15 protein-coding genes are annotated in these 11,595 nt (G+C 69.8%); 7 read left to right on the top strand and 8 right to left on the bottom strand.

Features of this window, described 5'->3' with window-relative positions; genetic code table 11:
- Window positions 1–47: 47 nt before the first annotated feature.
- Window positions 48–1,310, bottom strand: a complete 1,263-nt coding sequence (locus DFP88_RS08275; protein ID WP_110813951.1) for an SAM-dependent methyltransferase — start codon at window positions 1,308–1,310, stop codon at window positions 48–50.
- A 222-nt stretch (window positions 1,311–1,532) separates the two neighbouring features.
- On the opposite strand from DFP88_RS08275, the gene DFP88_RS08270 reads away from it, so the two are divergent.
- Window positions 1,533–2,012 carry a GNAT family N-acetyltransferase gene (locus tag DFP88_RS08270; protein ID WP_110814205.1) on the top strand — a complete coding sequence of 160 codons (480 nt, stop codon included), beginning with the start codon at window positions 1,533–1,535 and terminating at the stop codon, window positions 2,010–2,012.
- Here the strand turns inward: DFP88_RS08270 and DFP88_RS17030 are convergent.
- Entirely contained in the window at window positions 2,009–2,176 is a 168-nt protein-coding gene (locus tag DFP88_RS17030) for a hypothetical protein (protein ID WP_181418596.1), read from the bottom strand. The two genes, DFP88_RS08270 and DFP88_RS17030, sit on opposite strands and share 4 nt — an antisense overlap.
- A 411-nt stretch (window positions 2,177–2,587) precedes the next feature.
- Between DFP88_RS17030 and DFP88_RS08265 the strand changes: the two genes are divergently transcribed.
- Together DFP88_RS08265 and DFP88_RS17530 are read left to right on the top strand one after the other, a co-directional pair.
- Window positions 2,588–3,154 carry a DUF1349 domain-containing protein gene (locus tag DFP88_RS08265; RefSeq protein WP_110813950.1) on the top strand — a complete coding sequence of 189 codons (567 nt, stop codon included), beginning with the start codon at window positions 2,588–2,590 and terminating at the stop codon, window positions 3,152–3,154.
- Complete coding sequence (locus DFP88_RS17530; protein ID WP_220032304.1) at window positions 3,154–4,218, top strand: nucleotidyltransferase family protein; 1,065 nt, start codon at window positions 3,154–3,156, stop codon at window positions 4,216–4,218. The genes DFP88_RS08265 and DFP88_RS17530 overlap by 1 nt, the downstream gene beginning before the upstream one ends.
- A 55-nt stretch (window positions 4,219–4,273) precedes the next feature.
- Here the strand turns inward: DFP88_RS17530 and DFP88_RS08250 are convergent, their stop codons facing one another.
- Entirely contained in the window at window positions 4,274–4,717 is a 444-nt protein-coding gene (locus DFP88_RS08250; RefSeq protein WP_110813949.1) for a MarR family winged helix-turn-helix transcriptional regulator, read from the bottom strand.
- Window positions 4,718–4,782: 65 nt separating this feature from the next.
- Here DFP88_RS08250 and DFP88_RS08245 point away from each other — a divergent pair, with 65 nt between their 5' ends.
- The 4 genes from DFP88_RS08245 (at window position 4,783) to DFP88_RS08230 (ending at window position 6,797) form a co-directional block, all read left to right on the top strand.
- Window positions 4,783–5,157 carry a VOC family protein gene (locus DFP88_RS08245; RefSeq protein WP_110813948.1) on the top strand — a complete coding sequence of 125 codons (375 nt, stop codon included), beginning with the start codon at window positions 4,783–4,785 and terminating at the stop codon, window positions 5,155–5,157.
- A gap of 3 nt (window positions 5,158–5,160) precedes the next feature.
- On the top strand, window positions 5,161–5,607 hold the full coding sequence (locus tag DFP88_RS08240; protein WP_110813947.1) for an EVE domain-containing protein: 447 nt from the start codon (window positions 5,161–5,163) through the stop codon (window positions 5,605–5,607).
- A 123-nt stretch (window positions 5,608–5,730) separates the two neighbouring features.
- Complete coding sequence (locus tag DFP88_RS08235; protein WP_110813946.1) at window positions 5,731–6,090, top strand: CidA/LrgA family protein; 360 nt, start codon at window positions 5,731–5,733, stop codon at window positions 6,088–6,090.
- Complete coding sequence (locus tag DFP88_RS08230) at window positions 6,087–6,797, top strand: LrgB family protein (protein ID WP_110813945.1); 711 nt, start codon at window positions 6,087–6,089, stop codon at window positions 6,795–6,797. Before DFP88_RS08235 ends, DFP88_RS08230 begins: the two co-directional genes overlap by 4 nt.
- A gap of 125 nt (window positions 6,798–6,922) precedes the next feature.
- On the opposite strand, the gene DFP88_RS08225 is transcribed toward DFP88_RS08230, so the two are convergent.
- Genes DFP88_RS08225 through DFP88_RS08205 form a run of 5 tightly spaced genes read right to left on the bottom strand, consistent with a single transcriptional unit; the run spans window position 6,923 to window position 11,577 of the window.
- Entirely contained in the window at window positions 6,923–7,843 is a 921-nt protein-coding gene (locus DFP88_RS08225) for a ribokinase (RefSeq protein WP_110813944.1), read from the bottom strand.
- Window positions 7,840–8,775, bottom strand: coding sequence for a dihydrodipicolinate synthase family protein (locus DFP88_RS08220; protein WP_110813943.1), 936 nt, complete (start codon window positions 8,773–8,775; stop codon window positions 7,840–7,842). The genes DFP88_RS08225 and DFP88_RS08220 overlap by 4 nt, the downstream gene beginning before the upstream one ends.
- Window positions 8,772–9,776 carry a phosphoglycerate dehydrogenase gene (locus DFP88_RS08215; RefSeq protein WP_245904739.1) on the bottom strand — a complete coding sequence of 335 codons (1,005 nt, stop codon included), beginning with the start codon at window positions 9,774–9,776 and terminating at the stop codon, window positions 8,772–8,774. The genes DFP88_RS08220 and DFP88_RS08215 overlap by 4 nt, the downstream gene beginning before the upstream one ends.
- Window positions 9,777–9,781: 5 nt before the next feature.
- Complete coding sequence (locus DFP88_RS08210; protein ID WP_110813942.1) at window positions 9,782–11,062, bottom strand: TRAP transporter large permease; 1,281 nt, start codon at window positions 11,060–11,062, stop codon at window positions 9,782–9,784.
- Window positions 11,059–11,577: a TRAP transporter small permease gene (locus DFP88_RS08205; RefSeq protein WP_181418595.1), complete on the bottom strand. Its 519-nt coding sequence runs from the start codon at window positions 11,575–11,577 to the stop codon at window positions 11,059–11,061. The genes DFP88_RS08210 and DFP88_RS08205 overlap by 4 nt, the downstream gene beginning before the upstream one ends.
- Between the last annotated feature and the right edge of the window lie 18 nt (window positions 11,578–11,595).

Genomic DNA, 11,595 nt, shown 5'->3' with positions numbered 1-11,595 from the left:
ACCGCGCAGCATCTGGAGGCACCGAAACAGATGCCCCCAAGATATGGTCACTCTGCCGCGTGGTCCCTCGCGCGGTCGAGGGTCTCGACCTCGGCCTGCCGCGGGACCAGCCCGGACCGGTACAGGTAGTCGCGGGTGATCGGCACGGCATCCAGCCGCTTGCTGATCTGGAATTGGAAGACGTCCTGCCTGTTGAAGCGGAAGCTCTGCTCCGAGGCGACGAGGTAGAATTTCCACATCCGCACGAAGGTCTCGTCGTTGATCTCGCGCGCCTCGTCCAGCCGCGCGGTGAAGCGATCGTACCAGTGCCGCAGGGTCAGGGCGTAGTGCAGGCGCAGGCATTCGAGGTCGGTCAGCCACAGGCCATTGTTCTCGATCACCGGCGCCACCTCGGACAGCGAGGGGATGTATCCGCCGGGGAAGATGTACTTGGCGATCCAGGGGTTGGTCGATCCCGGCGGGCCGGCCCAGCCGATCGTATGGACCAGAGCGACGCCATCCTCGGCCAGCAGGTCGTGCACGGCGCGGAAGTAGGGGTCGAACTGCGGCAGGCCGACATGTTCGAACATGCCCACGGACACGATGCGGTCGAAGGTCTCGGTCACCGCGCGGTAATCCTGCAGGCGGAACTCCACCCGGTCCTCGAGGCCCTCCTCGCGCGCCCGGCGCTGCGCGACCTTCAGCTGCTCTTCGGACAGCGTGACGCCGGTGACCTGCACGCCGTAATCGCGCGCCAGCGTCAGGGCCATGCCGCCCCAGCCGCAGCCGATGTCCAGCACCCGCAGTCCGGGCTCCAGCCGCAGCTTGCGGGCGATGTGATGCTTCTTCTGCAGCTGCGCCTGCTCGAGCCCGTCGCCGGGATCGCGGAAATAGGCGCAGGAATACTGCCGGTCCTCGTCGAGAAAGAGGTCATAGAGCCGCGGCGGCAGGTCGTAGTGATGCGCCACGTTGCGGCGCGAGGAGGCGGCGATGTTGCGCTGGTCGAGCCCGCGCCGGGCCTTGCGCAGCCAGCGCCCCGGCAGGTTCCACCAGCTGCGCCGCCCGCCGCCGAAGTTGCGCAGCACCAGCTCCAGCAGGCCGTGCAGATCGTCCCCGTCGACGGTCAGGCTGCCCTCCATGTAGGCCTCGCCCAGCGCGAGGTCGGGGTTCAGGGCCAGCCGCCTGAGCGTCGCGTCGTCGTGGATGCGCAGGGTGACCTGCGGCGCCGTCCCGTCCCCGTAGGATCGGGCGGTGCCGTCAGGCAGATGCAGGGTCAGCGCGCCCTTCCGCATCCACTGGCGGAGCATCTGGTTGATCGCCTCTGACCACATGGCTCTCCCCTTGGTGATGGGTCCCGAGGAAAAGTTAACGATTCGGTGAGGCAGGTCAAATTTTACGGGTCGGAGGGCCGCGGAAGGCGGCGGCGCGGGCCTTGACCCTCCCTCCACGCTGCCCGCACAGTCGCCGCGCCTCTTCCAGGCCGCTTGATACCACCCGAACCCGGAGGCCCCATGCCCGCCAAGATCCCCGCAACCGCTGTCTCTGGCGGCGGCATGAGCGCGCCCGAGGCAGCAGGCTACACCATAGCCCCGGCGCGCCCCCGCGACCCCGGCCCGCTGGCGCTGCTGCAGGCCAGCCAGGCCCTGATGCGCCGGCTCTACAAGCCGGAAGAGAACAACTTCCTGCAGATCGAGGAGCTGGAGGGTCCGGACATCCGCTTCTTCGCGGCCCATGACGCGGCGGGCACCCCGCTGGGCTGCTGCGCCCTGCAGGTCAAGGCGGGCTACGGAGAGGTCAAAAGCCTCTTCACCGCCGAAGAGGCCCGCGGGCGCGGCGTCGCGCTCGCCCTGCTGCGGAGGGTCGAGGAGGCCGCCCGCGCCGAGGGTCTGCCGCTCCTCCGGCTGGAGACGGGCGAGGCGCTGGAGGCGGCCTGCCGCCTGTACGAGCGGCAGGGCTTCACCCGCTGCGGCGTCTTCGGCAGCTATGCCGACAACGGCGTCAGCGTCTTCATGGAAAAGCGGTTGCCCGCCTAGCCTTCTTCGCGCTTCTGCGCCGCTTCCTTCAGCTTGCGCACCAGGTCGGCCTTGGCGTCGTTGCGCTTGCCGAACGGGTTCTTGTCGCCCCCGGGCGCGTTGTGTTCCTTGTGGCGGGGCTGGCCCTTGGGCCCCTTGGTCCCGCCCGACTTGCTGTAATCCATGATGCGGCCTCCTGCCGAGACACGCGCGCAACCCGCGCGGCGATATGCCCCTGATGCACCGTCTCGCCGCCAGCGCCAATCCCGTATCCGACGGCAGCGCGCCCGACTGGTCCCGGCCGGGCGCACGCCCCCGCGCTGCGCGGGGCCAAGGCCCTCGCCCAAGCCCGGCAGACGCTCGAGACACGGTGGGAAGGTCCAAAGAACACCCCTTCATGTTTCCCCAAATACTCCCGCCGGAGGCGCAGGGTGCAGCAGGCCCGGACGTCGCCCTTTCGCTGCACCGCCCATCCCCCCTCGCCCCAGCGCCGGCCGGTGCCCCGATCAACCCTCCGAGGCGGTCGGGCGCCGCCTCTGGACCCCGCGGTCCAAATCGGCGCAGGATCGGATCGAGCGCTGGCGCAGGAGGCCCCGATGACCCCCGGATTCGAGACGATGGAATGGCTGAACGAGCCGCCCGAGCACCGGGTCGAGGGCAGCAGCCTGATCCTGACCACCGGTGAGAAGACCGACTTCTGGCAGCGCAGCTACTACGGCCTCGAAGAGGCCTCGGGGCACTTCCTCTATCACGCGCTGCATGCCGATTTCGCGGTCGAGCTGACCTTCGACGCCGATTACAGCGCGCTCTACGACCAGGCCGGGATCATGCTGCGCAGCGGACCGCTGCACTGGATCAAGGCCGGGGTGGAGTATACCGACGGGGCCCGCGCGCTCTCGGTCGTAGTCACGCAGACCGCCTCGGACTGGTCGAAGACGCCGCTTACCGATGCCGGCCCCGTCACGCTGCGCCTGACCCGCTGGCAGGATGCCGTGAAGATCGAGCATGTGACGGAAGGCGGCGCCGAGATGATCCGCCTGTGCAGCTTTCCCGAGGGGCGGGTCGAGGTCGGGCCGATGGCCTGCTCGCCCAAGCGGGGGGGGCTGACGGCCCGCTTCGACGGCTTCACCCTGCAGCCGGACCCGCCGCGCGAGATCCACTGATGGATGCCGCCGCCCCCGGCGAGGCGGGGCTGGAGGCGCGGCTCGTGAAGATCGTCCGGGCCTGCCCCGAATTGATGGCCGCCTTCCGCGCCGCCCGCGCGCTGGACCTGCCGGACTGGTGGATCGTCTCGGGCGCGCTTTACGGCGCGGTCTGGAACCAACTGACGGGGCGCCCGGCCCTGCAGGGCGTCAAGGACATCGACCTGTTCTATTTCGACCCCGACACCAGCTGGGAAGCCGAGGATCGGGTGATCCGCCGCGCCGCCCCCTGCTTTGCCGCCCAGCCGCCGGTGGAGGTCCGCAACCAGGCGCGGGTGCACCTCTGGTTCGAGGATCACTTCGGCCATGCCCGCGCGCCGCTGACCTCGGCCCGCGACGGCATCGACCACTTCGCCTCGGCCACCCATTGCATCGGGATGCGCCTGCGCGCGGACGAGGGGTTCGACATCTACGCCCCCTACGGGCTGGCCGATATCTTTGCCCTGCGCGTCCTGCCGAACACGCTCCTGCCGAACCGCGCCACGCACGAGGGCAAGGCCGCCCGGCACAAGGCGCTGTGGCCCGAGCTGACCGTGATCCCCTGGCCGCCGGAGGATGCGCCCCGCTGCCTCGGCCCCGTGGATCCGGCCCTGCCGCAGGCGCTGGCGCTGATCCACCGCAGCTTCGCCTACATGGAGGGGCGGATCGACCCGCCTTCTTCCGTGCACCGCCTGACCCTCGCCGCGCTGCAGGGGCAAGCGCAAGACGGCGAGGTCTGGGGCATCGGCACGCCGCTGCGCGCCTGCGCGATCTTCACGCCGCAGGAGGATGCGCTCTACCTCGGCAAGATCGCCGTCGATGCGGCCGCGCGCGGCGCGGGCCTTGCCCGCCGCCTGATCGAGGCGGCAGCCGAGCGGGCCAAGGCCCTCTCCCTGCCCCGCCTGCGCCTGCAGTCGCGGGTGGAGCTGACCGCCAACCACGCCGCCTTCGCCGCCATGGGCTTCAACGAGGTGGCGCGTAGGGCCCACCCGGGCTACGGCGCGCCGACCTCCATCACCTTCGAGAAGGCGCTACCTGAAGCCTGACGGGACGGTGGATTGCCAGCGCCGCGACCTTCAGGGGCCGACCCGGTCCCTCGCCCTACGAAAGAGCCTCCGCGACCCTGAGCAGCATCTCGGCCGCGTCCGGCGATGCCGCGTTTCGGGCGATCACCTCCGTTTCATGCACGCAGCGATGCGCCTTCGTCAGCGTGTCCTGACCGGCCTCGGTAAGCTGCGTCCGCTGGATGCGGCCATGCTCTGCATCCGGGCTCCGCTCGATCAGGCCGGCGCGTTCCAGTTTCACCAGCATCGACTGCATGGTCTGCGGCGTGACGAAAGCCCGGCGCGCCAGCCGCGCGTTCGAGGCGCCCGGCTCGGCGTCGAGGCTGCACAGCACGTTGTACTGCGGGGCCGTCAGCCCGAGTTCCTTCAACTGCCGGTCCATGCGCAGGCGCAGGGCCTGCTGCGCCCGCTTGATGGCGTATCCCAGGGACTGGTGCGCGTCGAAAACGGTGTCGGGCGAGGGCATATCGGTGCTTGTCATATCAGCAGGCTTATACTATATCAGTTGCCTGATAATAGAACTCCGCCAGACGAAAGACAATCTACATGCCCCACCTCATCGGACCCAACTTCATCGGCATTCAGGTCGCGGACCTCGACGCCGCCCGCGCCTTCTATACCGAGGTCGTCGGCCTGACCCCGGCCGCCTTCGCGCCTCCGGGCGCCGTGGTGTTCGACACCCAGCCGATCCCCTTTGCCGTGCGCACCCCCGTCGTCGACCTCGACGCCGCGCGCCCGCTCGGTCACGGGATCGCCCTGTGGTTCGGCTGCGACGACGCCGAGGCGCTGCATGACCACCTCGCGGCGCGGGGCGTCACGATTGCCTTCGCGCCCAAGGACGGCCCCTTCGGCCGCTACTTCGCCTTCGAGGACCCCTTCGGCTACACCATCACTGCGCATACTGCCCCGCAGGCCGGCTGAGCGATGGCCTGCTGGATCGGCATCGCCTCGGCGGATCATGTCCGTGGGGGTGTCGCGGGGGGCTTTGCGCAATTGGGCCACGGCAGGCAGGATGCCATCCGGGCGCTGCGCAGGGGCGACTGGCTCGCCTACTATGCGCCGCGCGAGGGCATGGGGACCGGCGCGCCGGTGCAGACCTTCACGGCGATCGGGCGCGTCACCTCGGATGCGCCCTACCATGCCGCGCAGGCGATGGGCTTCCATCCCTACCGGGTGGATGTCGATTACGTCGCCGAGGCTCGGCCCGCCGCCATTCGTCCGCTTCTGGAGGGTCTCGACCTCACGCGCGGCCATAAGGAACACTGGGGACTGCTGCTGCGCGGACCCAAGCGCCGGATCACCCCGGACGACATGCGGCGGATCGCTGCGGCCATGGGCGTTCCGCCCGGTGCATTGGACCGGGCCGACTGACCGCTTTTTCCGCAGAGCAGACACGCGCAAGCCTCGCGCCGGAGGCAGGCTGAGCCACCGCCCTTCCGTTCCCGCAGCGGCGCCGGTAGCTCTGGCACCGACCCCCAGCGGAGCGCGCCGCCGATGATACGCCATCTCTTCCTGATCCTGTGCTACCAGCTTGCCGGCGAGGCGATCTCGCAGGGGCTGGGGCTGCCGCTGCCCGGCCCGGTGCTGGGCATGGCGTTGCTGACGGCGAGCTTTCTGGCCATGCCGCGCCTCTACACCCGGATCGAGGGGACGGCGCGCGGCGTGCTGGCGCATCTGTCGCTGCTCTTCGTGCCGGTGGGCGTGGGCGTGATCCGCTACCTCGACCTGCTGCAGCGCGAGGGGCTGGCCATCGCGCTGGTGCTGCTCGCCTCCACCGCGCTGGCCATCGCCGCCGCCGCGCTGGTTTTCGTCTGGGTGCTGCGGCTGACCGGCGGGCAGGAGCAGCTGCGATGATCCCCGATATCTGGAGCTACCTGTCGCACGGCCCGCTTCTGTGGCTGGGGCTGACGCTGGGCGCCTACCTCGTGGGCGACGCGATCTTCACCGCCACCGGGCGCAACCCGCTGGCCAACCCGGTGCTGCTGGCGATCGGCATCCTTGCCGCCGTGCTGCTGACGACGGGCACCGACTACGACACCTATTTCGAGGGCGCGCAGTTCGTGCATTTCCTGCTGGGGCCGGCGACGGTCTGCCTCGCCGTGCCGCTTTACGCCAATATCGCCCATGTCCGCCGCACCGCCCTGCCGATGGCGGCGGCGCTGCTGGCGGGCGCGCTGGTGGCCATGGTCTCGGCGCTAGGGCTGGCGCGGCTTTTCGGGCTGGACGGGGCGGTGCTGACGGCGCTGACGGCGAAAAGCGTCACCGCCCCCGTGGCCATCGGCATCGCCGAGCGGATCGGCGGCCCGCCGACGCTGACGGCGGCGCTGGTGCTGATCACCGGGGTGACCGGCGGGATCATCGTCACGCCGCTGCTGAACGCGCTGCGGGTGCGCGACTGGCGCGCGCGCGGCTTTGCCGCCGGGGTCGCCGCCCATGGCATCGGCACCGCCCGCGCGCTGCAGGTGCACCAGACCGCCGGCGCCTTTGCCGGCATCGGCATGGCGCTGAACGCGATGCTGACCTCCCTGCTGGCGCCCTGGGTGCTGGCCCTTTTCCGATAGGAGAAACGGAAGGCGGCCCGCCGCGTCCGGTGACGGAGATGGTCGAGCATCCCGCCCGCTCTGGCGCAAAGGCGCAGAAGGGGGGCACTGAGCCCCCCCACCTCAGCCGAGCGAAGCCCCCTGGGTCATCCGTCCTGCGCCGCGAGAAAGCGCTCGACCTCGTCGCGGTCGGGTATGGAAGCTGCCGCGCCGCGCCGCGTCGCCGTGAGCGCGCCGCAGGCCGAGGCAAAGCGGAGCGCCGCCTCCACCCCCTGCCCCTCGTCGAGGGCGACGGATAGCGCGCCGCAGAAGGCATCGCCGGCGGCGACCGAATCCACGCCCGTGACCCGGAACGGCGCGATCTCGCCCGATCCGGCTTCCGCGGCATAGGCGAGGCCCTTCTCGCCCAGCTTGACCACGGCAAGCCCCGGGCCAAGCGCCCGAAGCTCCTGCGCGGCGCGGCGGGCCTCATCGAGGGTCGTCGGGCGCCAGCCCAGCAGGGCGGCGGCCTCGCTCTCGTTCGGGGTCACCACGTCGGCCAGCGGCAGCAGCGCGCGGGTCGCCTCGGCATCGCCGACCGGCGCAGGATCGAGGATCACGCGGATCTCCCTCTCGCGGGCCATGCTCGCCGCCCGCCGCACCGCGGCCAGCGGCACCTCTAGCTGCAGGACAAGCGTGTCCACGCCCTCAAGGAAAGCCGCGCCCGGCCCTTCGTCGGGCCAGGCCATGTTGGCGCCGCCGACGACGGTGATCGCGTTCTGCCCGGCCGCGTCGATCTGGATCAGCGCAAGGCCGCTACCGCCCGGAAAATCCCGCAGGTCCCCCAGCGGGGCACCGTTCGCCTCGAGCTCGCGCCGGATCTGCGCGGCATTGGCGTCCGTTCCGACCGCGGCGGCGAAGCGCACGGGGCCCTTCGCCAGCCGGGCCGCGGCGACGGCCTGGTTCGCCCCCTTGCCGCCAAGGGCCGCGTCGAAGCCCAGGGCGTGGATCGTCTCGCCCGGGGCCGGCAGCGTCGCGACATGGGCAGCAAGGTCGAGGTTGACCGAGCCGAAGACCGCGACCGTCATTCCGGAAGCGCCGCGATCCTGTCCCGGTAGCGCTGCGTGCCCTCGGCGATGCGGTCGAGCACCGGCGAGAGGCCCCAGAACCGCTCGAAGATGTCGCCGGGATGCACCCGGCTGTCCGGGCAGGCGATCACGCCCTCGCGCTGCAGGTAGTGCTTGGCCATCTTCGGATAGCCCATCGGCTCGGTCTGCGCGGCCAACACGAGGAAGGTCGCCAGATCCTCGGCGAACTCGGGGTGCTCGGCGCCGTGATCGCGCAGCCAGCGGTAGAGGTCCGGGTGGATGTTCGTGAAGACACCGCAGAACCCGGTGGAGCCCGCCTGCATCGCCGGCCAGGCAATGGCGGCATTGGCGTTGCAGATGCCCAGCGGCGTGTCCTTGACCAGCGCGACCCGGCGCGTGACCGTCTCGAGATCGCAGGAGACGTCCTTGAGCAGCGCGAAGCGGCCGGTCTGGGCGCAGTAAAGCAGCTCTTCGTCGGAGAGCAGCCGGCGGAAGGGCGCGGGGCATTCGTAAAGGCCCAGCGTCAGGTCCTTCGGCAGGGCCTCGAGCAAGGCGTCGACCGCGGCCTTGAAGACCTCGGGCCCGTCATCCATGCCGGCAAGGCGGTTGGTCACGAGGACCACGCCGTCGACGCCGGTCTCGGCGATGGCGCAAAGCTCGCGCGCCTGCGCCTCGGGCGTGTCAGAGATATGGCCGGAGGCGACGACGGGAACGCGGCCGTTCACCTTCTCGACGGTGAAGCGGGCCAGCGCCACGCTTTCCTCGGGGCTGAGGAACTGCATCTCCGAGGACTGGCAGACGGCGAAGAGCGCCGTGGCGCCGCGCTCGATGTACCATTCGATCAGGCGCTCGTAGCTGGCCCAGTCGATCTTGTTCTCTTGATCGAAGGGCGTCAGCATCACGGGGATGATCCCGTCGACTTTGATGGTCATCGTGCGGACTCCTTGTTCTTCAGTGTCTGCGGATTGACGACGTAGGGCTGCAGCTCGGCCGGATCGCCGTGCAGCCAGGTCAGGATGTTGCTCACGCAGCGGCCCGTGACGCGGGCCTCGGCCATGCGGTCCATGCCCGAGACATGCGGCGAGAGGATCACGTTGGGCATCTCGCGCAGGCGGCTGGCCCCGGGCAGCGGCTCGACCTCGAAGACGTCGAGGCCGGCGCCGCCAAGATGACCGGATTCCAGCGCGCGCAGCAGCGCCGCCTCGTCGATCAGCGGCCCGCGCGAGGTGTTCACCACGATCGCGCCGGGCTTCATCTTGGCGAAGGTGTCGTCGTTCAGCATGTGCCGCGTCTGCGGGGTCGAGGGCGCATGGACCGAGATCAGGTCCGCCCGCGTCAGCAGCGTGCCCAGATCCACGGCCTCGACGCCGGCGGCCTTGGCGGTGGCCGCATCCAGCGCGGGATCGGCGACGAGCACCTCCATCCCCTGCCCCTTCAGCCGGCGCGCCATGGCGCCGCCGATCCGGCCAAGGCCGATCAGCCCGGCGGTCCGGCCCCAGAGACCGGGGTGGAAGCCGTCGAAGCTCCAGCTGCCCGATTTCACCATCGCGTCGCGGCGGCCCAGCCCGCAGGCCAGCGACAGCGCCATGGCATGGGCGTATTCGGCGACGCTCTCGTGGTTCTCGCCGAAGGCCATGGCGACGGGGATCCCGGCCGCCGTCGCGGCGGGCACGTCGACCTTGTCGTAGCCCACGCCCCAGCGGGCGATGATCGACAGGTCGGCGGCAGCCTCGATCACGGCGGGCGTATAGGGCTCGCCCCCGGCGATGGTCGCGACCACGTCCTGCGCCAGCATCTCGCGCAGCTTGGCCTCGTCCGGCAGGCGGCCGGTCTCGTTGACCTCGACGGTGTAGCCCGCCTCGCGCAGCGGGTCGAAGAGCGTGTCCTCGTTGGTGAACTGCTCGGTCAGGACGAGCACTTTCTTTTGCGGCATCAGACTCACTCGGTCAGGTTGGGAAGGAAGGTCACCAGCTCGGGGAACAGGATCAGAAGCGAGATCGCGACGATCTGTGCGACGAGGAAGGGCAGGATCGCCTTGAACATGCGGCCGATCGGGATCTCTCCGATCTGCGCCGCCACGAAGAGGCATATCCCCACCGGCGGCGTCATCAGGCTGAGCGTGCCCGACAGCAGGAAGATCATCGCGAACTGCATCTCGTCGATCCCGAGGGCGCGGGCCATCGGCAGGAAGATCGGCGCGAGCAGAAGGACCTGCACGCCGGGCTCGAGGAAGAAGCCCGCGATCAGCAGCACGGCGAGGATGAAGAACAGGAAGATCGTGGGATTGCCGGCAAAGCCATCCGCCAGATCGCGCAGCCCGTTCACCGCGCCGGTGACGGTCAGCACGTAGGACAGCACCGAGGCGCCCGCGACCACGAGATACAGCACCGAAGTGGTGCGCATCGAATGGCGCAGCGCGTCGAGGATCGACCGCCCGCCCAGCGTGCGCAGCACGAAGACGCCAAGGAACATCGCGTAGACGCAGGCCACGCCGCCCGCTTCGGTCGCGGTGAAGGCGCCCGAGAGCGTGCCCACGACGATGAAGAGCGGCACGGTGAAGACCAGCAGGCTTTCGAAGGCCAGCTTGCCGCCGCTTTTCTCGACGGCCTGAATCTCGCCCTTGGGCAGGCCCTTGCCGGTCATGCCGGTCAGGAAGACGACGACGGCACAGGCAAGGCCCATCAGCAGGCCGGGCACGATGCCGGCGATGAAGAGGTTGATGATCGAGACCTGCGCGACGGAGGCATAGACGATCATGATCACCGAGGGCGGGATGATCGGCCCGATCATCGAGCTGGCGACGGTGACGGCGGCGGAGAATTCGCGGGTATAGCCCTGCTTGGGCATCCCGTTGATGAAGATCTTGCCCAGCGCCGCGGTATCCGCGATCGCGGTGCCCGAGATGCCGGCGAAGAAGACCGAGGCCATGATGTTGGCATAGGCCGCGCCGCCGCGGATCTTGCGGGTCAGCCGCGCCGCGAAGGTGATCAGCGTCTCGGTGATGCCGCCGCGGTTCATGATCTCGCCCGCGAAGATGTAGAAGGGCGCGGCGAGCAGCGAGAAGTTGTCGAGAGAGCTGAAGAACCGCGTCGGGATCAGCACCATCGGGAACCCGGCCCACCAGGCCGAGGCGGCGCCGGTCAGGCCCAGCGCGACGGCGATGGGTGCCCCGACGAGCACGAGGAAGAAGAAGGAGGCGAAGACGGCGGCGGGGCTCATGGCGTTGTGACCTCCTCGATCCGCGATGGGGGCGGCTGGACGAAGGTCGCGATGGCCTGAAGCGCGATCATCGCGTAGCCGACCACGACCGAGGCATAGGGAATCCACATCGGGATGCGCATGGAGGGCGAGACCTGCCCGGTATCCAGCAGGAACGGCAGCCCCAGCACCACGACGACGGCGGCCAGCGTCAGCGTCGCCACCAGCGACACGACCGAGGCGGCAAGACGGAAGCCCTTCGAGGGCACGAGGTCGATCAGGTCGATCACCATCTGCTCGCCCCGCCGGAACGAGGCGCCGGCGACGATGTAGACGGCCCAGACGATGGCGTAGCGCATGAACTCCTCGCTCCAGCCGATGGGGGCGGAGAAGGCGTAGCGCGCGATGACGGAGGCGGTGTTCACCGCGATGATCGCGCCGAGAAGCGCCGCCGCGATCCATTCGGTCGCCAGCGCCAGCCGGTCGCAAAAGCGGAGCACGGGCGCCATCGGCCCGTCGCTGCGGAAGAGTCTCATGGGATTGCCCCCGTTAAG

The sequence above is a fragment of the Pseudoroseicyclus aestuarii genome, from assembly GCF_003217255.1.
Lineage (GTDB): Bacteria > Pseudomonadota > Alphaproteobacteria > Rhodobacterales > Rhodobacteraceae > Pseudoroseicyclus > Pseudoroseicyclus aestuarii.
Note: the sequence above shows the minus strand (reverse complement) of the source record. Positions and strands in the feature narration are given on the sequence as shown.

Excerpts from the sequence above, each read along its gene's own strand:
- DFP88_RS17530 (WP_220032304.1), top strand. The coding sequence starts at position 3,154 with ATGGATGCCGCCGCCCCCGGCGAGGCGGGGCTGGAGGCGCGGCTCGTG.
- DFP88_RS08275 (WP_110813951.1), bottom strand. The coding sequence starts at position 1,310 with ATGTGGTCAGAGGCGATCAACCAGATGCTCCGCCAGTGGATGCGGAAG.
- DFP88_RS08230 (WP_110813945.1), top strand. The coding sequence starts at position 6,087 with ATGATCCCCGATATCTGGAGCTACCTGTCGCACGGCCCGCTTCTGTGG.
- DFP88_RS08250 (WP_110813949.1), bottom strand. The coding sequence starts at position 4,717 with ATGACAAGCACCGATATGCCCTCGCCCGACACCGTTTTCGACGCGCAC.
- DFP88_RS08210 (WP_110813942.1), bottom strand. The coding sequence starts at position 11,062 with ATGAGCCCCGCCGCCGTCTTCGCCTCCTTCTTCTTCCTCGTGCTCGTC.
- DFP88_RS08270 (WP_110814205.1), top strand. The coding sequence starts at position 1,533 with ATGAGCGCGCCCGAGGCAGCAGGCTACACCATAGCCCCGGCGCGCCCC.
- DFP88_RS08265 (WP_110813950.1), top strand. The coding sequence starts at position 2,588 with ATGACCCCCGGATTCGAGACGATGGAATGGCTGAACGAGCCGCCCGAG.
- DFP88_RS08220 (WP_110813943.1), bottom strand. The coding sequence starts at position 8,775 with ATGACCATCAAAGTCGACGGGATCATCCCCGTGATGCTGACGCCCTTC.
- DFP88_RS17030 (WP_181418596.1), bottom strand. The coding sequence starts at position 2,176 with ATGGATTACAGCAAGTCGGGCGGGACCAAGGGGCCCAAGGGCCAGCCC.
- DFP88_RS08245 (WP_110813948.1), top strand. The coding sequence starts at position 4,783 with ATGCCCCACCTCATCGGACCCAACTTCATCGGCATTCAGGTCGCGGAC.
- DFP88_RS08235 (WP_110813946.1), top strand. The coding sequence starts at position 5,731 with ATGATACGCCATCTCTTCCTGATCCTGTGCTACCAGCTTGCCGGCGAG.
- DFP88_RS08215 (WP_245904739.1), bottom strand. The coding sequence starts at position 9,776 with ATGCCGCAAAAGAAAGTGCTCGTCCTGACCGAGCAGTTCACCAACGAG.
- DFP88_RS08205 (WP_181418595.1), bottom strand. The coding sequence starts at position 11,577 with ATGAGACTCTTCCGCAGCGACGGGCCGATGGCGCCCGTGCTCCGCTTT.
- DFP88_RS08240 (WP_110813947.1), top strand. The coding sequence starts at position 5,161 with ATGGCCTGCTGGATCGGCATCGCCTCGGCGGATCATGTCCGTGGGGGT.
- DFP88_RS08225 (WP_110813944.1), bottom strand. The coding sequence starts at position 7,843 with ATGACGGTCGCGGTCTTCGGCTCGGTCAACCTCGACCTTGCTGCCCAT.